The organism is Flavobacterium sp. CSZ (genome assembly GCF_015350725.1).
GTDB lineage: Bacteria > Bacteroidota > Bacteroidia > Flavobacteriales > Flavobacteriaceae > Flavobacterium.
This window is the reverse complement of the sequence record NZ_JADKPQ010000027.1, coordinates 37,802-58,459: the sequence shown is the minus strand read 5'-3', so window position 1 is coordinate 58,459 and position 20,658 is coordinate 37,802. Positions and strand designations below refer to the sequence as shown.

Here is a 20,658-nt window from a genome sequence, read left to right as displayed (position 1 = left end):
ATCAATGAAACATAGTATTCCTATATTATTTGTTATTTTAAGTTCATTATGTATAAATGCACAGGAAATAATTTCGCCCAATGGGAAAATAAAAGTTGTTTTGAATTTCTCTGAAAAGAATACGGAACGCGATCTTTTTTTTAAGGCATTGTATAAAATTGACAATAAGTTTATAGAAGTATTACCAGATTCTAAACTAGGTATTAGTCGTGTTGATGAACAATTTACAGACAACCTGCGTTTGATTTCAACATCAAAACCTGTCTCAATACACGATAAATATGAAATGGTTTGTGGTAAACGCCAACTATGTGAGAATTTAGGCAGTGAAAAAACATTCAGTTTTGAAAATTCCAATCATCAGCCATTGGATATTGTTTTTAGGGTGTATAATGATGGTATTGCCTTTCGTTATATTTTTCCGAACCAATCAGATTCAAAAGTTAGCATTATAAGTGAGGCTACAACGTATGTTTTGCCAGAGGGCACATCGCGTTGGATGCAGCCTTTCAATCTTTCTTATGAAGGTTTTTATCCATTTAGCAAAACGGGTTTGAGTACTAATACAGAGCAAGAATGGGGTTTTCCTGCACTATACAAAGTGAATAATCAGCCCGTTTGGGGATTAATTTCAGAGGCAGATATAGGAGAAAATAATTGCGGAGCAAAGCTAAGTAATGTAAAGAATGCTAATCAATATCAGGTTACATATCCTTACCCCCGTGATAATTTTAAGCAGGAAGGAGTCAAAACTACATTTCCTTGGAATTCGCAGTGGCACACACTTATCATTGGTAAGTTATCAGATATTGTCGAATCAACTTTGATTAGCGATGTTAGTGGGCCAACCCAATTGAAAGATACGCATTGGATCAAACCAGGTGCGGTTTCTTGGATTTATTGGGCAAACAATCATGGTTCCAAGGATTACAAAAAGATTGTTGAATATGTTGATTTAGCTGCGCAAATGAATTGGCCCTATGTGTTGATTGATTGGGAATGGGATGTAATGAGTAATGGAGGAGATATAATTGATGCGGTAAACTATGCAAAAAGCAAAGCAATAAAACCATTGATGTGGTACAATTCCGGTACAATATGGCTTGACCCTACACCAAATGATCGTTTACTTACAGCAGAAAAACGTGCCAAAGAATTTTCCTGGCTCAATAAAATAGGTGTCTATGGAATCAAGGTTGATTTTTTTGCCGGTGACCAGCAGGATATGATCAACTATTACATTGATATACTCAAAGATGCAGCCAAATATCATTTACTAGTGAATTTTCACGGTGCTACAGTGCCTCGTGGCTGGGCACGAACTTATCCCAACCTGATGACAACAGAAGCCGTATATGGTGCCGAATGGTACAACAATAATGAAGTATTAACCCATAAAGCCGCAGTTCATAATACTACGCTTCCCTTTACACGAAATGTAATTGGTTCGATGGATTATACGCCTGTTACCTTTTCAAATTCGCAGCATCAACATATAACATCTTATGGCCATGAGTTGGCATTGTCTGTTGTATTTGAATCAGGATTACAGCATTTTGCAGACAGGCCATCAGCATATGAATCTTTGCCGGCAGAACCTAAAAATTTTTTGAAACAGGTGCCGACTGCATGGGACGATACAAAACTAATTGATGGTTTCCCAGAGGATAAAGTTATTATTGCTCGCAGAAAAGCAGATAAGTGGTATATCGCTGGGTTAAACGGTAAAGATGTAGAACAGACCTTATTGGTAAGATTTGATTTTCTTGGCAAAGGAAACCACAGTTTTCAGCTTATCAAAGACGGAAATGATTCTACATCTTTTTCTTCAGAAAAAATGAAAGTTAAAAAAGGAGATGTATTAAAAATTAAATGTCTTCCAAGAGGAGGGTTTGCTGGTATAATAAAATAGAATAATGATGTAGTATGATACTGCATCGAAAGAATATTATGAAAAAAAGAAAAATTAGCATTTTAGTATTACTATTTAGTCTGTTGTCTTTTTGCGGATGGGCACAAAAGGCTGTTTACCTGGATGAAAGCAAGCCTATAGACGCTCGTATAAAAGATGCTTTGTCACGGATGACATTAGAAGAAAAAGCGGCACTTTGCCATGCTCAGTCAAAATTCAGTTCAAAAGGAGTTCCTCGGCTGGGGATTCCGGATGTATGGTCTGCAGATGGGTCGCATGGTGTGAGTGATGAGAAATTATGGGATGAATGGAGTGGCGCGCAATGGACAAATGACTCTTGCACTGCTTTTCCAGCATTAACATGTCTTGCGGCAACATTCAATCCCGACATATCGCGGCTTTATGGTAAATCTATTGGAGAAGAAGCCCTCTACCGAAACAAAACCATGTTGCTGGGACCAGGAGTTAATATTTATCGTACACCGCTCAATGGAAGGAATTTTGAATATATGGGCGAAGATCCTTTTTTGGCTTCGCGCATGGTGGTTCCCTATATTCAGGGTGTACAGTCCAATGGAGTTGCTGCATGTGTAAAGCATTTTGCATTGAACAATCAGGAAATTTCCCGCGGTGAAATTAATGTGAATATAAGTGAGAGGGCATTGCACGAGATTTATCTTCCGGCCTTTAAAGCTGCTGTTCAGGAAGGGAATGTGTGGTCTATTATGGGCGCTTATAACAAAATATGGGGCGTGCATTGCTGTCATAATGACCTTTTACTCAATAAAATTCTGAAAAATGACTGGAAGTTCGATGGCGTGGTGGTAAGTGATTGGGGTGGTGTACACAATACCGATCAGGCAGTTAATGGCGGACTTGATATTGAAATGGGTACCTATACCAATGGATTGACAACACAAGGTCATTTCCCTTTTTCCAGCTATTATCTAGCAGATCCGTTCCTAAAAGGAATTAAATCAGGGGAATACGAAATTTCTAAACTTGATGATAAAGCAGCCCGAATCCTGCGAATGATTCTTCGCACTACCATGAGTGTAAACCGTCCTTTTGGACGTTTTGTATCACCAGAGCATAGCCTGGCAGCTCGACAAATAGCAGAAGAAGGAGTTGTTCTGCTTAAAAACGACAAACAATTCTTGCCTATCACACAAGGAAAATACAAAAAGATTGCCGTTATAGGCGAAAATGCCACACGCAGTTTGATTCTTGGAGGAGGTTCTACATCGCTTAAAGCTGCTTATGAAATTTCACCATTACAGGGATTAAAAAATAAGTACGGTGAAAATCATATTCTTTACAGCATGGGATATGCGTCAGGTAGGCCGCTTTATGGAGCAGAAGAACCTTCTAAGTTAAACATAGATTCCTTGCAAAACGCAGCTCTTGCCGTTGCCCGAGATGCCGATGTGGTACTTTTTATAGGCGGGTTGAATAAAAATTATTATCAGGATTGTGAAAGTGGCGATCGAAAATCTCTTAGTTTGCCATTCGGACAAGATAAACTAATTCAAGCGATACAGAGAGTCAATAAAAATGTAGCTGTAATTTTATTAAGCGGAAATGCGGTTTCTATGCCTTGGTTAGATAAAGTTCCTGCTGTTGTGCAAGGATGGTATCTTGGCTCAGAGGCAGGAAATGCTTTGGCAGATATTATTTCTGGCGAAGTAAACCCTTCAGGGAAACTGCCTATTTCGTTTCCTAAAAAACTGGAAGATGTCGGCGCTCATGCCTTTGACAAACTTAGCTATCCGGGTGACGGTGTCAGTGTGTATTATAAAGAGGATATTTTAGTTGGATACCGTTGGTATGACACTAAAAATATTCCTGTTCTTTTCCCATTCGGATACGGATTGAGTTATACGACATTTCAATACGGGAAGCCTGTCATTTCTTCAAAGTCAATTACACCATCCGATTCATTAGTTATAAAAATTCCAATAAAAAACACAGGTAAAGTTGTGGGAAAGGAAACAGTTCAATTGTATATTAACGATGAAAAGTCAAGTTTGTCTCGTCCGGTTAAAGAACTAAAAGGGTTCAAGAAAGTTTCTTTAGGACCGGGAGAGGAAAAAACGGTGAGTTTTACCTTAAAAAAAGAGGACCTTTCTTATTATGATGACAAAGAAAATAAATGGGTTGCAGAGCCCGGTAAATTCAATATTATGATTGGAGCTTCGGCCACCGATATAAGGGGTAGGGAAGACTTTATTTTGAAATAGGACATTGTAATTGATTTTAAATAAATAGATTTTGCATGAAAAAAATAATAATTCTTCTAATTTGTATTTTCGGTTTCTATCAGTACTCTAACGCTCAGGGATATAAAAACCCTGTTATTTCAGGTTTTCATCCTGACCCGAGTGTATGCAGGGTTGGTGATGATTATTATTTAGTAACCAGTAGTTTTGAATATTTTCCGGGGGTCCCGGTCTTTCATAGCAAAGACTTAATTAACTGGACAAAAATAGGCCATTGTCTGACTCGTCCTTCCCAACTCAAATTAGACAAATGCCTACCTTCTGCTGGTATTTATGCCCCTACAATTCGTTATCATGAAGGTCATTTTTATATGGTTACCACAAATGTATCGGGTGGCGGAAATTTTTATGTATCCACAGATAATCCCGCCGGGGAATGGTCTGAGCCTGTTTTTGTTGAGCAGGGAGGTATTGATCCTACTTTATATTTTGAAGACGCTAAATGTTATTTTATATCGAATGGAAAAGGCATCACCATTTCTGAAATAGATGTAAAAACAGGGAAAAAACTTACTGAAAGCAGAATTGTATGGAATGGAACAGGAGGACGTTATCCTGAATCACCACATATTTATAAAAAAGATGGATGGTATTATTTATTGATTTCTGAAGGTGGTACCGAGTATGGACATAAAATGACCATTGCGCGCAGCAAATCTATTTATGGACCTTATGAGTCTAACCCTTCTAATCCGATTTTTACGCACATAAATGAAATCTCTCAAAACAACCCAATTCAAGGTACTGGACATGGCGATTTTATTCAGGCCCATGATGGTTCTTGGTGGATAGTATTTTTGGGTTTTCGTCCTCAAAGTTTACTGCATCATGTATTGGGACGTGAAACATTTTTAGCTCCCGTAAGATGGGATACAAATGCCTGGCCCGTTATAAATGGCAATGGTACTGTTGATATAGATATGAATGTTGCTACCTTACCTTTAAAACCTGTAAAACAGCAAGACTTATCTACCGATTTTGACGAAGCGAAATTAGGCGTAGATTGGAACTACCTTCGAAATCCGTTTATGACTAATTATTCTCTAACAGAGAAAAAAGGTTCATTGAGGCTGAAAGCCAGCGCGGTTTCTTTAGATGATAATGATTCACCCACTTTTGTGGGACGCAGACAAGAACATGTTGATTTTTCCACTGTCACTGTGCTGTCGTTAAACGATGCAATGCAAGGTGACGAAGCAGGAATGACCATTTACTATTCGCCTCAGGCGCATTATGAGATCTTTTTGAAAAAATCGAAAAAAGGCAAATGTAAACTAGTAGTACATTATCGTATGGGAGCGCTGAACCACATCGCATACGAGATGGAAATTCCTGAGGATAAAATTTATTTGAAAGTAAAAGGAGATAAAGACTATTACTCATTTTATTATTCTCTGGATGGTAAGAAATTTAATTTTTTAAGAAAGATAAATATATGGTATCTGAGTTCTGAAACCAATGGAGGTTTTACGGGAGTTTATATCGGATTATATGCCACATCACAAAATAAAAAGACTAAAGCTTATGCTGATTTTGATAAGTTTTTATACAAACCGGCAGCTTTAGATTAATGTTGTTTTAATGGTGTTTTATCTGTTTGGTGGGATTAATAAAAACAATAAGAAGTATCATGAATAAAAAAAGAGAGAAAATAGTGTTTATAAAAGAGATCTTGGTTACTCTAATTGTTTTTTTCTGTAATCATGTACAGGCACAAACAGCAATGGTTAATGTTCAAGCCAGGCATTTAACAAGTTTAAATGGGAAATGGAATGTATTGCTGGATCCAGGGAATATTGGAAGTTGGAAAAAATTTTGGATAGAACCAAAGCCTGAGAAAAAGACTGATTTTTTTGAATATTCTTTTGTTGGTGCACCAAAGTTGAATGTTCCGGGTGATTTTAATTCACAGTTGTGTGAGCTTACTTTTTATGAAGGTGCTGTCTGGTACAAAAAAACATTTACTGTTTCTAAGAAAAAAGAATCGAGGCAGTTCCTGCATTTTGGAGCAGTCAATTATATTGCCGATGTGTATCTGAATGAAGAAAAACTCGGAAGTCATGAAGGAGGCTTCACTCCCTTTCAATTTGAAATCACTGATAGAATAAAAGAAGGTTATAATACATTAATTGTAAAAGTAGATAACCACCGTTTAGAGAATGGAATTCCCGGTTATGGTTATGATTGGTTGAATTATGGAGGGATAACACGCGATGTAAATATTATTGAAACCAGAAACACCTACATTGACGATTATTTTATTCAGTTAAAAAAAGGAAGTTTGAATAATGTACTGGGCTGGATTCAATTAAATGGAGAGAAAACGAACCAAAAAATTAAAGTAAAAATACCTGAACTAAATATCGTTTATAAAACCAAAACGGATAACAGCGGTTATGCAAAGATTGATTTTTCTTCTCGCTTCAAGTTATGGTCACCTGAGAGTCCTAAACTTTACAAAGTAATTCTTGAGAGTGAAACCGATTCTATTGTTGATGAAATTGGTTTTAGGAGTATTCAAGTTAAAGGAAGTGAAGTCTTACTGAACAATAAACCTATTTTTATTAAAGCGGTTAATATTCATGAGGAAAATCCATTGAAGAAATCCAGAGCATTTTCATTGGAAGATGCCAAGTTATTGCTCAATTCAGCCAAAGAATTAGGTTGTAATCTTGTTAGACTGGCGCACTATCCACATAGCGAAAATATGATTAAAGAAGCAGAAAAAATGGGATTAATGGTATGGAGTGAACTTCCGGTATATCAGAATATTAAATTTTCGGATAGTCTTGTTCCTAAAAAAATGGATATCATGTTGCAAGAAATGATTAGCAGAGACAAAAATCGTTGTGGAGTTGTTCTCTGGAGTCTTTCCAACGAAACCTATTCGAGTACTCCAAATAGAGATAAAGCACTTGTTGATCTGACTGAAAAGTGCAAAGCAATAGATTCTACAAGATTAATAACACATGTTATAAATACTCAAGGCTATACTAATAACTCATTTAATGTTTGGGACAAACTATATAATTATTCAGATTTAATTGCTATTAACGAGTACATAGGCTGGTATGTTTCCTGGCAGGGAAAACCTTCAGAGGCGACATGGAAAGTCGATTTTCCTGATAAACCAGTGTTTATTTCTGAATTTGGCGCAGAGGCCTTATATGGGAATAAAAATGTTCCAACTGACCAGGCTTCTTCTTGGTCTGAAGAATATCAAGAGCAGATCTATAAGAATCAGCTAGAAATGTTTAAGACCATTCCTAATTTGAGCGGTGTTTGTCCATGGATATTATATGATTACAAATCATTGGGCAGGATGCATCCAGTCTATCAAAAAGGCTATAATAGAAAAGGATTGATTTCTGAAAACGGGGAAAAGAAAAAGGCATGGTATATTATGAACGAGTATTATAATAAAAATTAAAAATGTAAAAGAAATAGCATTGACTTTGGTCTGTTTAAAATTGGTTAGTGATATTTTTTTTGGCAAAGTTAGCTTCAATTGATTATTGGATTTGGAATGGTGTGCATCCAACTGTATTTGGTCATGAACTCATGGCTCGTGAGTGGATTAAACAAGTTAGTAATCGTTTAACTTTTTTAAAAGCGTATGCAAAATAAGATGAATAAAATAAAAATAATAATTATAACATTAGTTCTTTTGTGTTCAACAAATTTGTTTGCCCAGACAAGTTTGTATGTCGCTCCTCTTAAAGGAAATGATACTTATCAGGGAACCACAAGTAAGTCTTTTACTTCGATAGGTAAAGCCATAGCCCAGGCACGAAGAATCTCAGAAAATGTTGATATATATTTAGCAGGAGGAACTTATTATTTAGATAAGCCTATTGTGTTTACATCCGAGGATTCGCGAAAAGCAAATGAAAAACTCACCATTAAAAATTTTGATAATCAGAAAAAGGGGATTGAATTGAAGAGTGAAAAATAAATTAATGCACGATTTTGATACCCAATTGGATACATAAGTATATTAAACAAAGAAAAAGAAATAAATACTTTTGGCTGCTGGATTTAACAAAATTATTTTGTTGTGATGTCCTTCTGTGTTTTTCTTGATTGTTCATATCAGTTATCCATTAGCAAAAAATAGCTCATTATAAAGCTCTTAATATAATTTTTAATATCAGCCTGAAGTCTAGGTCTTAGATAGGTTGCCTTTGATAAAATGAATCGATTTACTATAAAAATGAGAAAAAATACTAAATTTTTACTGTTACTACTGATCATTACCGGAATGAGCGTGAGATCACAAAATGCCAGCAGATTTTTTCCTGAAAAAGATTTAATATCTACAGGAATTTATTATTACCCCGAACATTGGAATGAAAACCAATGGGAACGTGATATCAGGAAAATAGCAGAGATGGGATTTGAATTTGTGCATCTTGCAGAATTTGCCTGGTATAAAATGGAACCCACTGAAGGAAAATATGATTTTGCCTGGCTGGATAAAGTAGTGGGAATTTGCGTGAAAAACAACCTGAAAATAGTCATGTGTACGCCATCGGCGACAACTCCGGCTTGGATGCGTATTAATTATCCTGAGACCTTTATTATGGATGATCATTATATTCGCGCCGAGAATGGTACCCGGGGTTTAAATTCTACGGTCAACCTTAAATACCGAATGTTTGTTGCAAAGATTGTCAGTGAGCTTGCCAAACGTTATGGGCAGAACAAGAATGTGGTAGGATGGCAAATTGATAATGAACCACCCGCCATAGCTGATTACAGTCCAGACTCTCAGAATTCATTCAGAAAATGGCTGAAAAACAAATACAAAACAATAGAAGGCCTGAATTCAGTTTGGGGAACAGCTTTCTGGAGTCAATGGTTTAATAGTTTTGACCAGGTTGTAATACCTAATACCACTTTAGTGGGGTGGTGGGGTAATAATCCTCATGCATTGCTTGATTTTAAGCGTTTTTCAGCAGATTCACAGGCAGATTGTCTTGATTTTCAAGCAGGGATTTTAAGGGAACATATTTTAGAGAATCAATACATAACAACAAATTATACGGCTATATGTACAGGCGCCGATCCAAGAAGAACCACTAAACTTGATTTTGCGGCCTATACAGCTTATCCTAATGGTGGAAGTAATAATATAGGGGAAGATGGTTTTAGGTTAGGAGATAGTAAGGTAATCCTTTTTGCAGGCGAATATTATAAATCGGTTGGTGGTGTTTCAGGAGTTATGGAAATCCAACCAGGCCCAGTGAATTGGGGAAGTTATAATCCTTTATTATTACCAGGTACTGTACGGATGTGGCTGTATCATACTTTTGCTGCTGGAGCTAAAATAGCATGCTCTTATAGGTTTCGTCAAATTAATTATAGTGCTGAGCAATACCATGCAGGTATCATCAAACCAGATGGAGTTACCGCTTCTACTGGAGGGAATGAATATATGCAATTTATAAAGGAGATTAAATCACTTAGAAAACAATACAAGCCTAATCAAAAAATACCTGAAAATTTGGCAGCAAGATCAACAGCTATTCTTTGGAATCTGGATAATTATTGGGCTATTGACAGACAAAAATTGACTTATCAGTGGGATACATGGGGATATCCTGTAAAGTTTCTGGAATTGACCAAATCTCTGGGAGCTCCTACTGAAGTGATTGCGGAAGACACTGATTTTTCTAAATATAAATTCTTGATTGTACCTGCTTATGATTTAGTAGATTCTCTTTTGGTTAAAAAGTGGAAAAACTATGTAAATAATGGAGGTCATTTGATTTTAACTTGCCGTACTGCAACAAGAAACAGAGATGGACATATCTGGCAAGGCGAATGGGCAGCGCCATTATCGGATCTTATCGGCGCACATATTGAGTCAACCGATATGCTTTCATCGTATAAGAAAGGGGAAGTTTTAATGAATTCTATAAATTATAGTTGGAACAATTGGGCCGATTTGCTTACTCCTGGTAAAGGCACAGAAATACTTGCAACTTACAACAATCAATTTTACAAAGGAAAAGCTGCTGTTGTAAGTCATAACATGGGTAAAGGTTCTGTAACCTATATTGGTGTAGATACTGATGATTCTAAATTGGAAAAAAATATTTTGAAGCAAATTTACACAATGGCCGGAGCTACAACCGAAGACTACCCTGAAGGGGTGTATACTTATTGGCGTGATGGTTTTAATTTTGGTGTTAATTATTCTTCAGATAATTATAGGATGAATTTGCCGGCTACGGCTAAAATACTTGTAGGAGAAAAAATGCTCAAACCAGCAGGCGTACTAGTTTGGATCGAATAAGAATTATTAAATAATAATAACTGTATAAATATTTATAAATGATTAAAAAAGTCAAAGTATTACTTTTTGTCAGTGGTTTTTTTATGAGCTTAAATGCTTTTGCTCAATTACCAACAGCCCCAGAATTGGCCAAACGCATGCATGTAGGAGTGAATTTAGGAAATACACTTGAAGCAATTTGCAGTGAGGATGCCTGGGGAGCCGGCAAAACTTCGCAAAAATTGATTGATTCTATAAAGACTGCAGGATTCAATACAATAAGAATACCAACGGCATGGTTTTGCCATTCCGATACAATTTCAAGTACAATTAGCCCTCAATGGATGGCCCGTGTAAGAGAAGTAGTAGATTATTGCATTAAAGATGACCTTTATGTAATTATTAATATGCACTGGGATAAAGGATGGCTTGAAAACAGGGTCGATCCAAAACAGCAAGCAAAAGTAAATGAAAGACAAAAGGCCTATTGGACTCAAATAGCTGAGTATTTTAAGCAATATGATGAGCATTTACTCTTCGCAGGAGCAAATGAGCCCCATGCTTCAAATGCACTTCAAATGTCTGTTCTGTTATCTTACTATCAGACTTTTATTAATGCCGTTCGCGCAACAGGAGGCAATAATACATCCCGAACACTCATTATTCAAGGACCTGAAACTGATATAGAAAAAACTCTTAAGTTGATGAATACCCTGCCTAAGGACAAGATTAATAATCGTTTGATGGTAGAGGTACATTTTTATTCCCCTTTTCAGTTTTGTTTAATGAACGATGATGCCCAGTGGGGCAAAATGTTTTACTACTGGGGAAAGGATTTTCATTCTAAAACCGATACAGAGCGTAACAGTACATGGGGTGAGGAAGATGCTGTGGATAAACTTTTCAGTGATTTGAAAAAAAAGTTTGTTGATAAAGGCATACCTGTAATATTGGGTGAATTTGGAGCTTATCGTCGAAAAATTGAGGATCCCGAAAATCAGCAGCTCAATTATAAATCAGTAGAACATTTCAATAAATATGTAGTAAAATCTTGCCTTACTAATGGAATTATTCCCTATTACTGGGATACCCCAATGAATTTATTGAATCGTGACACAGCTAAGGTTTTAGATAAAGGAGTGATTAGCGCGATGTTTCAGGGAGCTAAAGAAGCAAAAGCAGAGTCTTATTCTAAAAAAACTAAAAAGAAATAATTCAGTTCTCTTTAGTATCTAATTTAAACTACAAGCAAAAATAACTCATCGAGTAAGATTAAATTTTTTCTACCTGTAATATGTTTTGAATTCTCATTTTAAAAATAGGATTAATTACGATCTTAATTATACTGCATATTTTTAAATGTGTTGTATTAGCTTGAATAAGATCTCGGGGCTATTTTATTTAGTAATGAATAGCTTTTTAGATATCTTTTTTTTCTACTTCAACAAAAAACAATATTTTTTTTATTAACTAATTTAACCACAATATTTTATGAATACATTACAATTAACAGATTACCTTGTTTTTTTAGTCTATTTCCTTATAGTAGCTGGATATGGCTATTCTGTGTATAGACGAAAAAATACGCAATCTATTTCGGCATCACATGATTACTTTTTAGCAGAGGGTTCTTTGACTTGGTGGGCAATTGGAACATCATTAATTGCTTCTAATATTTCGTCTGAACAATTTATTGCCATGTCAGGTAATGGATTCAAAATGGGATTGGCAATTGCTACCTACGAATGGATGGCGGCCTTAACCTTAATTATTGTAGCTGTGTTTTTTATCCCCGTTTATTTAAAGAACAAGATTTATACGATGCCTCAATTTTTGAGCGAACGATACAATGAAAACGTGGCTATGATTATGGCTGTTTTTTGGTTGTTACTTTATGTTATTGTGAATTTAACTTCTATTCTTTATTTAGGAGCCTTAGCCATTAATGGGATTTCGGGAATTGAAATCAATTTATGTATGTATGGATTGGCATTTTTCGCCATAGTAATTGCGTTGGGTGGTATGAAAGTAATTGGGTATACCGATGTAGTTCAGGTGGTATTTTTGATATTTGGAGGTTTGGTAACCACTTATTTAGCATTAGACAAAGTAGCGGAATTAAACGGACAACACGGAATGGTCGAAGGTTTTAATTATATGATCAATCAATCAGGAGACCATTTTCACATGATATTCAAAAAAGACAATGCTAATTTTCCTAGTTTACCTGGATTGACCGTTTTGCTCGGAGGCATGTGGATTGTGAATTTGAATTACTGGGGTTGTAACCAATACATTACCCAAAGAGCTTTAGGAGCTGATTTAAAAACGGCAAGAAGCGGAATTTTGTTTGCAGCATTCTTAAAATTATTAATGCCGGTAATTGTGGTTTTACCAGGAATTGCGGCCTATGTAATTTACACAAAAGGTGGTTTACAGACCGAAATGTTAGGACCTGACGGGATCATAAACCCGGACAGATCCTATCCGGTATTGTTGAACTTGTTGCCAGTAGGGTTAAAAGGATTGTCTTTTGCTGCTTTGACGGCTGCTGTGGTGGCTTCACTGGCAGGTAAAGTAAATAGTATTTCCACCATTTTTACCCTGGATATCTTCAAGAAGAAAATTAATGTGGAGGCCACTGAAAAAAGAATGGTACAAGTAGGGAAAATTACCGTTGTAACAACTATGCTTCTGGCAGTTATTATTGCCCCCATGTTGGGAATTGATAAAAAAGGCGGATTTGAATTCATACAAGAATACACCGGATTTGTAAGTCCAGGGATTTTTGCGATGTTCATTCTTGGTTTTTTCTGGAAAAAAACAAGTTCCAATGCGGCAATGTTTGCTACTACTGGAGGATTTGTATTATCAGTTATATTTAAGTTCCTGCCTAATTTTATGAATTTAGAATTCTTAAGCAGCACGGGATTTGCCACATTAGTAGAGCAGAAAGATAAAACAATGGCTTATGAAATTCCGTTTTTAGACCGAATGGGATTTGTTTTTACAATATGTATTTTGTTAATGGTTATTATAAGTTTGTATGATGCCAAAAAAGGGCTTAAAACAAAAGGACTTGAAATCGATTCAAAAATGTTTAAAGTAAGCAATGGCTTTGCAGTAGGGGCAATGTTAATTGTTGGCGTACTTGTGGCCTTATATTCAATTTTTTGGTAGAAAAATGATAAAAACAAAGCAATTATATCCAGAAAGTCTATAAGAAATCTGTGAATTTAGCACAAAACTAAACAGTAGATATGCCAACAAAAAATAGAGTTAAAGATAGTTTTATCCTCACTCAAGCTCCATTTTTTGTTGGCCATCTAATTTAAAAATGGGATATGAATAAAATTAGAATTAGTTGCGCAGTATTTACTTATGATCAAGGAAAGTTTAAAGTTCTATTGTCAAAACCAGAAATTGAAGTAGGAACAAATTGGAGGATTTTATCAGGAAGATTAGAAAATGACCAAAATGTAGATAAAGCTGCCCTGAGGTTATTAAATGAGTTTGGTGTTACTAAAAATCTATTTTTACAACAATTAAAGACTTTTGTTAAGCCCAATGTCGAGAATACAAAAGAAATAGTTGTTGTAAGTTACTACGCCTTGATTAATATGGAAAATTATAAATTAAATTCTGAAAATTTAGATCATAATCGAAGATGGTGTTCAATTAGTGAAGTACCATATTTGATCAATAATGATAATGTCATTATTGATTTAAGCTTTTATCAGTTGGCTCATTTTATTTGTAATTCAGCTATTGGTTTTGACTTATTACCCCAGAAGTTTACATTAGAGGATGTATTAAATCTTTATAAGGAAATCTCAGGAAATCAGGCTGATGGGTTTGGTTTTTGTAAAAAATTAGTGCAAAAAAGAATCTTGAAGCCAGTTGTGAAAAAAGAGAATATTATCTCTTCTTCAAATGAACGACTTTATACATTTAATGCCCTAGCCTATGATAGGCTACTCAGAAAAGAATATGTCTTTAATTTTCATAAATTTTAATGACAATACTTTATTTATACAAACCACTTTGATAGGATTTGAGTACCGTTCTGTAGGATCTGACTAATATACAGAAAAAGGGGGGCTTCTTACATCTTGAAATAACTTTCATTTTTAGGGTTTTAAACCCATCGAAGAATCAATACCAAAGGTCATTGCTATGCGAGGTCTATTATACTGCAGGTAGTATATTTTTAAGTTTAGGTTTACATTTAAGCTACCGGGATATGGAAGAGATTATAAGAATGCGAGGAGTTCATCTTGATCATGCTATGGATTCAGTGCCGGGGATATAAGTTTGCACCTTTAAAAGAGATGCAAATCAAGAAACGCAAAGTACAAGTTGGTGGTAGTTGGAGAATGCAGCAGACTTAATAGTAAGATTAAAGGGCAATAGTGTTATTTATATAGAGCAGTTGAAAGGCTCTGGTAATACAGTTGATTTCTAATTAAAGCAATTAAGTACTAACTGCAGGCCAAGAGTGATAAACATAGATAAAAGAGGCTTTAGTACTGCAGGGATCATATAACAGTTGTTAGTTCTCAAAGATTAAAATTCGGCAATGTAAATATCTCAACAATATTATATAACAGGATAATTGTTTTACCAAGTGGCGTATAGAAAACTCATTATACTTTAAAAGTTTGGAATGGGCCAGGGGAACATGGAGCGGAATTAAGCTTGTTGATATACTTAGAGGGTATCAGATACTTAGACCAGGGATATCTATGTTTAAATCATTCTGTAAATTAGGGGATTAACTTTAAATTACTTAACATCTTATATTTGATTCTCACAGCTAACAGAGAACCAAAGTTTTTCTTTTGTATTGCTCAATAGGCAAAACAATATATTAGAGGTTTTGTTATAAGGATATTTGGAATTAATTTTTTAAAGTCGCACGACCGTAGTTAGCTACAACAGCCAAACAGATTAAAGGCAAAATAAAGGAAAAATTCACTTCAGGAATGAATCCTAATAGCTTAATATCTGAAAATCCTGGGCCACCCCAGTCCAAAATGCTTCCTTGTAAGACAGGCATTAATGCGCCCCCAACAATAGCCATAACCAATCCTGCAGAACCAATTTTGGCTTCGTCTCCCATGTCTTTTAAAGCTATACCATAAATTGTGGGAAACATAATGGACATAAAAATAGAAATACAAACCAAAAAAAGTAGTCCAGGCATGCCTTGTAAAATAATTGCGCCTGCTGCACATAAAACACCTCCAATACCAAATACCATTAATATTTTAGAAGGGTTTATCCTTTTCATCAAGCCCGTTCCAATCCATCGGCCTAATAGAAATAAAAGCATGGCAGTTATGTTATAATACGTAGCGGTCAATTCTAGCCCGAATGTTGTATTTATGTTGTCTACATATTGAAAAATAAAAGTCCAACACATAATTTGTGCGCCTACATAAAAAGCCTGTGCTAAAACCCCATGTTTGTAATTTTTGTTAGCAAATAACTTTTTAAAAGATTCTGCGATAGACATTTTATCTTCGTGTGCCGTTTTGGGCATTTTGGTTAAACTGATGATAATTAGAATGATTAAGACAAAGATTCCCAGTCCGATATATGGGACGCTAATAACATCTAAATCATTTTTGCGGATTGCAGCTAATTCACTTGAATTTAACGCCTTGAATGCCTCTGAGGTGTAATCATCTGATTTGATTTTGTCAATCACTAAAAATTGGGCCATAATTAATCCGGTTATGGCACCAATGGGGTTGAATGCCTGAGCTAAATTCAATCGTTGCGTGGCTGTTTCTTTATTGCCCAGGAATAAAATTAACGGATTTGAAGTGGTTTCCAAAAAGGCTAAACCACAGGTAATTACCCATAGAGAGATAAGAAAGAAGGTGTAACTTTGGTAATGTGCTGCAGGATAGAATAAGAAAGCCCCCTGTGGCGTACAATATGAGTCCTACTATTATTCCTGATTTATAGCTGTATTTTCTAATGAATAAAGCTGCGGGTAAGGCCATCAAGAAATAGCCAAAATAAAAGGCAAATTGAACCAATGAGGCTTGCGTATGGGATAGTTCGGGCATCACTTTTTTGAAAGTTGAAACCATTGGAGTTGTCAAATCATTGGCGATTCCCCAAAGGGCAAATAAAGTAGTGATTATAATAAACTGAAAAAGTAATTCCTTTTTTACTATAGGAATTGGAAAAGATTGGTTCATTTGTATAAATTTAATTCGTTAGGTTGATTGGTTAGAAAACAACAAATAAATAATCAATATAAGTTGTTCTTTTAAGTGTTAAATTTTTTATGTTCTCAATAATGAACGGTCCAAGTGAACATAGCCTCCATCACAAAAGAGGAACTGTCCAGTAGTGTGTGAGGATCTTTCAGAAATGGTGAACAAACAAGTATGAGCAATTTCATCGGGAGTTGTCATTCTATTTTCAAAGGGAATTTTAGCTGTGATTTCCTTTAATTTTTGCTCCGGATTTTCAAGTGTTTTAATCCAATTGTCGTAGGCAGGAGTCCAACTTTCAGCTATGATAATAGCATTTACTCTTATAGAATATTTGATTAAATCCACCGCCCATTCGCGGGTTAGGCCCAAAACACCACCTTTGGCTGCGGCGTACCCAGAAGTTCCTCCCTGACCTGTTAGTGCTACCTTAGAACCAATATTTAAAATTGGACCTTTGGAAGTTTTTAAATAGGGAAGAGCATGCTTGACCATTAAAAAGTAACTCACCATATTCAATTTCAAAGAATCCATAAATTCTTCGTATGAAGCCTCAAGACCAACTCCGTCATTAACACCAACATTATTAATCAAGGCATTAATTCGACCATATTTAGCAACGATTTTCACAATTGCCTCTTCAATTTGTGTAGGATTTGTTAAATCGGTTTTACAAAACAAACCATCAATTCCTTGTTTTTTAATTTCTTCGATGTAGGCAAATCCTCGATCGTTTCTATCAATTATCACTGGAATTGCTCCTTCGGCTGCCAAATGTTGCAAAATAGTCTCTCCAATACTTCCTTGGATACCTGCCGCACCTGTAATTACCACTACTTTTCCTTTTAATGCTAAATCCATAATTTATAAGTCATAAAATTTAATTGTGTTGCCTCCCATAATGGCAGTTTGCTCCTCTGAGCTTAATTTTGAAATGAAATTGGTTACTAGTTGTTTTGTTTTTGTATAATTTCCAGCAACCAGACACACTGGCCAATCAGAACCAAAAAGGATTTTACTTGCACCAAAAGCGTCCAAAATCAATTGCATGTAAGGTTCGATTTGTTCAGCAGTCCAATTGTTGTAATCGGCCTCGGTGGTCATTCCCGAAAGTTTGCAATATACGTTTGGACATTTACTAATCTCTTTTATTAAAGCTGCCCAACCATCATAGAATGCTTCTTTTATGTATGGTTTTCCACCGTGGTCGATGACAAATTTTTGATTTGGAAAACGTCTTACTAGTTCCAATGCTGCTCCTAATTGATGCGGAAAAATAAGAATATCATAAGTGAAGCTATATTTTTCTAAAGTGGCAATTCCGTTTAAAAAATCAGGACGCAACATAAAATTATGGTCGTCTTCGTCTTGAAGCACATGTCTGAAACCTTTTAGTTTTATAAATTTGCTATAATGATTTAAAACAGTGTCAATATTTGGAGCTCTAAGGTCCACCCAACCTACAACTCCTTTGATGAAGTCGTTTTTTTGGGCCAAATCCAAAAGAAAATCTGTTTCAGCTAATGTTTGATCGGCTTGTATAGCCACACAACCATCAATATGGTTAGTTTGGTAAACCAATTTTAAATCTTCTGGCAAGAAATTCTTGCGAATGACTTTCATATCATCGTCGATCCAGGCGTGTTTTTCTGCTTCATATATCCAAAAATGCTGATGCGAATCTATTGTCATAACTATTTTAATTTAAAATCGACAGTAGCTTTAATTACTCCTGTTGCGGGATCTAACCAACTATCAAAATTGGCAATCATTTCAGTGTAAGGGACATTGTGGCTAATGTAGGATTCTGTTGGGAATTGGTCTAAAATACTGATTATGTATTGAAAATCTTCTGTAGTAGCATTTCGACTGCAGATTAAGGTCATCTCTTTAGCGTGAATAGCAGGATGACTATAGGTCAATTCTCCTTTGGATAATCCAACAAGCACAAAACGACCGCCGTGTGACATATAACTGGGACATGTTTCTAAAGCGTATTTGTGTCCCGAAGCATCAAAAACAGCAGTACATAAATCGCCATTGGTAATTTTGGTGATTTCTTCAACTGTATTTGCATCTGCCTTTAGGGTATAATCTACACCAATTTTTTCTTTAGCATAGGCCAAACGCTGCTCATTGATGTCAATGGCTATTACTTTAGCACCTGCAATTTGAGCTAACTTCATAATACCAATTCCGATAGGGCCGCAACCTACCACAGCCACGATTTCCCCCGGAGCAATGGCAGCTCTGCGTATAGCATGTGCACCTATAGCCAATGGCTCAACAATTGCCATTTGATTGTCAGATAAATTATTAGCGGGTAAAAGAATGGAAGTGGGAACTGTAATTTGTTCTTGCATTCCTCCATCGACGTGAACACCTAATACTTTAATATTAGTGCAACAGTTGTTTTTTGCATTTCTGCAGGCAATACAAGTACCACAACTTATATAAGGCATTACCACAACGTTGTCACCAGCTTTGATTCCTCTGGGGTTTTCTCCAATCTCTAGTATTGTGCAAGCTAATTCGTGTCCCAGAATTCTAGGATAGCTGAAAAAAGCTTGATTTCCGCCGTAAGCATGCAAATCGGTTCCGCAAATTCCTACTTTGTTAATTTGTAATAAGGTTTCATTTTCTTTTCTAACCGGGGCTTGTTTTTCTTTTAAAACAAATTCACCGGGTTTTTCGCAAACAATATATTTCATATTTATAAAAATTATTTATTCTGTTCCAACGTTTGAACAGTTTTAAAAATAAAAAATACAATTAAAAGGCATTGTATTTTTTATTTAGAGTCTTATATTTGTTCAATCGATTGAACAAATATAAAATAATTGGAGAATAAAAAAAAATACACAATAAAAGATATTGCTGAAGTACTGGGTTTGACACCTTCGGCAGTTTCTAAAGCATTGAATAATCATCCCAGAATTAGTGACAAGACTAAAATAGCGGTCAGAGAAATAGCCATGCAAATGGACTATCAGCCCAATTATTTATCGAGTGCTTTACGCAAAGGAAAGAGCAATTTAGTAGGTGTTATTATTCCGAGGGTTAACAGTCATTTTTTTTCATCGGTGGTAGAGAATATAGAAAAAGTGCTCAACCTCAACGGTTACAATATTATCATGACACAGTCAAATGAATTGTACAAGAAGGAATGTCAAGAAATAGATACCTTATTGAAAATTCAAGTGGATGGTATTATTGCTTCGATGGCGAATGAAACCATCGATTTAGAATATTACAAAAAAATAAAATCTAAAGGTACAGAACTTGTTTTGTTTGATAGAGGAGAAGAGGAATTGAATGTGGATTATGTAGGGATTGACGATTATAAAAGTAGTCATTTGGTTATTGATCATTTAGTTTCTCAAAATTGCAAACGAATAGCTCATATTGCTGGTTTTAATCATATTCGTATATATAAGGAAAGGATTCGGGGCTATAAAGATGCACTGGAAAAATCAAATTTAGAAATTAGGGAAAGCTGGATTATAGAGAGTAATTTGCGTGTTGAGGATGGACGTCGAATTATGCAACAATTATTAGATTTTCCAGAAAGACCCGACGCAGTGTATGTAGCTGGAGATATTGCTGCATTGGGTGCTTTACAGGTGCTTTTAGAAAATAATATTAAAGTTCCAGAAGAAATTGCTTTGATTGGTTTTAGTGATGAGCCATTTACATCACTAACGCAGCCTTCCATTTCTACAGTGAATCAGCACAGTGAACAAATTGGGAAATTAGCTGCAGAGGCTTTTTTGGAACGAATAAATAATCCTAAGAAAAAAACGTTTAAACGAATTTTTTTGGAACCAGAATTGATTATCAGACAATCTTCAGATAAGAATTTAAAATAGAAAGTGCTCTTGATAATGGAACATGTTTTGAGAATTTATAAAATGGTGAGGTAGCACTTTAAATAATAGATAATTATTGTACATT

13 protein-coding genes and 1 pseudogene are annotated in these 20,658 nt (G+C 35.5%); 10 read left to right on the top strand and 4 right to left on the bottom strand.

All coding sequences use genetic code 11. The annotated features are described in order from the left end of the window. Positions 1–4 precede the first annotated feature (4 nt). From IRZ78_RS23575 to IRZ78_RS23535, 9 genes are all read left to right on the top strand, one after another. Positions 5–1,912: a glycoside hydrolase family 97 protein gene (locus IRZ78_RS23575; protein ID WP_228520597.1), complete on the top strand. Its 1,908-nt coding sequence runs from the start codon at positions 5–7 to the stop codon at positions 1,910–1,912. Between the two features lie 170 nt (positions 1,913–2,082). Beyond that, positions 2,083–4,152, top strand: coding sequence for a glycoside hydrolase family 3 C-terminal domain-containing protein (locus tag IRZ78_RS23570; RefSeq protein ID WP_228520601.1), 2,070 nt, complete (start codon positions 2,083–2,085; stop codon positions 4,150–4,152). Between the two features lie 35 nt (positions 4,153–4,187). Next, a complete protein-coding gene (locus tag IRZ78_RS23565) occupies positions 4,188–5,762 on the top strand; it encodes a glycoside hydrolase family 43 protein (protein WP_194619554.1) in 1,575 nt (524 codons plus the stop codon). A gap of 59 nt (positions 5,763–5,821) precedes the next feature. Further along, complete coding sequence (locus IRZ78_RS23560; RefSeq protein WP_228520596.1) at positions 5,822–7,621, top strand: glycoside hydrolase family 2 TIM barrel-domain containing protein; 1,800 nt, start codon at positions 5,822–5,824, stop codon at positions 7,619–7,621. 198 nt (positions 7,622–7,819) lie between these two features. Further along, positions 7,820–8,146, top strand: coding sequence for a DUF1565 domain-containing protein (locus IRZ78_RS23555; protein ID WP_194619552.1), 327 nt, complete (start codon positions 7,820–7,822; stop codon positions 8,144–8,146). 258 nt (positions 8,147–8,404) lie between these two features. Next, the gene (locus tag IRZ78_RS23550) at positions 8,405–10,492 is read left to right on the top strand and encodes a beta-galactosidase (RefSeq protein WP_194619550.1); all 2,088 of its coding nucleotides are present in this window, start codon (positions 8,405–8,407) and stop codon (positions 10,490–10,492) included. 38 nt (positions 10,493–10,530) lie between these two features. After that, on the top strand, positions 10,531–11,685 hold the full coding sequence (locus tag IRZ78_RS23545) for a glycoside hydrolase family 5 protein (RefSeq protein WP_194619548.1): 1,155 nt from the start codon (positions 10,531–10,533) through the stop codon (positions 11,683–11,685). A gap of 277 nt (positions 11,686–11,962) precedes the next feature. Beyond that, positions 11,963–13,651: a sodium/sugar symporter gene (locus tag IRZ78_RS23540; protein ID WP_194619545.1), complete on the top strand. Its 1,689-nt coding sequence runs from the start codon at positions 11,963–11,965 to the stop codon at positions 13,649–13,651. Between the two features lie 164 nt (positions 13,652–13,815). After that, positions 13,816–14,487, top strand: coding sequence for a hypothetical protein (locus IRZ78_RS23535; protein WP_194619543.1), 672 nt, complete (start codon positions 13,816–13,818; stop codon positions 14,485–14,487). An 884-nt stretch (positions 14,488–15,371) separates the two neighbouring features. On the opposite strand, the pseudogene fucP reads toward IRZ78_RS23535, so the two are convergent. The 4 genes and pseudogenes from fucP to IRZ78_RS23515 form a co-directional block, all read right to left on the bottom strand. After that, a pseudogene (gene fucP / locus IRZ78_RS23530) lies at positions 15,372–16,686 on the bottom strand (L-fucose:H+ symporter permease). Between the two features lie 87 nt (positions 16,687–16,773). Continuing rightward, the gene (locus IRZ78_RS23525) at positions 16,774–17,565 is read right to left on the bottom strand and encodes an SDR family oxidoreductase (RefSeq protein WP_194619541.1); all 792 of its coding nucleotides are present in this window, start codon (positions 17,563–17,565) and stop codon (positions 16,774–16,776) included. 3 nt (positions 17,566–17,568) lie between these two features. Continuing rightward, on the bottom strand, positions 17,569–18,396 hold the full coding sequence (locus IRZ78_RS23520; RefSeq protein ID WP_194619539.1) for an amidohydrolase family protein: 828 nt from the start codon (positions 18,394–18,396) through the stop codon (positions 17,569–17,571). Positions 18,397–18,398: 2 nt separating this feature from the next. Continuing rightward, positions 18,399–19,415 (bottom strand): zinc-binding alcohol dehydrogenase family protein, encoded by a 1,017-nt coding sequence (locus IRZ78_RS23515; protein WP_194619537.1) that lies wholly within the window; start codon positions 19,413–19,415, stop codon positions 18,399–18,401. A gap of 129 nt (positions 19,416–19,544) precedes the next feature. Here IRZ78_RS23515 and IRZ78_RS23510 point away from each other — a divergent pair, with 129 nt between their 5' ends. Continuing rightward, the gene (locus IRZ78_RS23510; protein WP_194619535.1) at positions 19,545–20,573 is read left to right on the top strand and encodes a LacI family DNA-binding transcriptional regulator; all 1,029 of its coding nucleotides are present in this window, start codon (positions 19,545–19,547) and stop codon (positions 20,571–20,573) included. Positions 20,574–20,658: the final 85 nt, after the last annotated feature.

Excerpts from the sequence above, each read along its gene's own strand:
- IRZ78_RS23575 (WP_228520597.1), top strand. The coding sequence starts at position 5 with ATGAAACATAGTATTCCTATATTATTTGTTATTTTAAGTTCATTATGT.
- IRZ78_RS23570 (WP_228520601.1), top strand. The coding sequence starts at position 2,083 with ATGACATTAGAAGAAAAAGCGGCACTTTGCCATGCTCAGTCAAAATTC.
- IRZ78_RS23565 (WP_194619554.1), top strand. The coding sequence starts at position 4,188 with ATGAAAAAAATAATAATTCTTCTAATTTGTATTTTCGGTTTCTATCAG.
- IRZ78_RS23560 (WP_228520596.1), top strand. The coding sequence starts at position 5,822 with ATGAATAAAAAAAGAGAGAAAATAGTGTTTATAAAAGAGATCTTGGTT.
- IRZ78_RS23555 (WP_194619552.1), top strand. The coding sequence starts at position 7,820 with ATGAATAAAATAAAAATAATAATTATAACATTAGTTCTTTTGTGTTCA.
- IRZ78_RS23550 (WP_194619550.1), top strand. The coding sequence starts at position 8,405 with ATGAGAAAAAATACTAAATTTTTACTGTTACTACTGATCATTACCGGA.
- IRZ78_RS23545 (WP_194619548.1), top strand. The coding sequence starts at position 10,531 with ATGATTAAAAAAGTCAAAGTATTACTTTTTGTCAGTGGTTTTTTTATG.
- IRZ78_RS23540 (WP_194619545.1), top strand. The coding sequence starts at position 11,963 with ATGAATACATTACAATTAACAGATTACCTTGTTTTTTTAGTCTATTTC.
- IRZ78_RS23535 (WP_194619543.1), top strand. The coding sequence starts at position 13,816 with ATGAATAAAATTAGAATTAGTTGCGCAGTATTTACTTATGATCAAGGA.
- IRZ78_RS23525 (WP_194619541.1), bottom strand. The coding sequence starts at position 17,565 with ATGGATTTAGCATTAAAAGGAAAAGTAGTGGTAATTACAGGTGCGGCA.
- IRZ78_RS23520 (WP_194619539.1), bottom strand. The coding sequence starts at position 18,396 with ATGACAATAGATTCGCATCAGCATTTTTGGATATATGAAGCAGAAAAA.
- IRZ78_RS23515 (WP_194619537.1), bottom strand. The coding sequence starts at position 19,415 with ATGAAATATATTGTTTGCGAAAAACCCGGTGAATTTGTTTTAAAAGAA.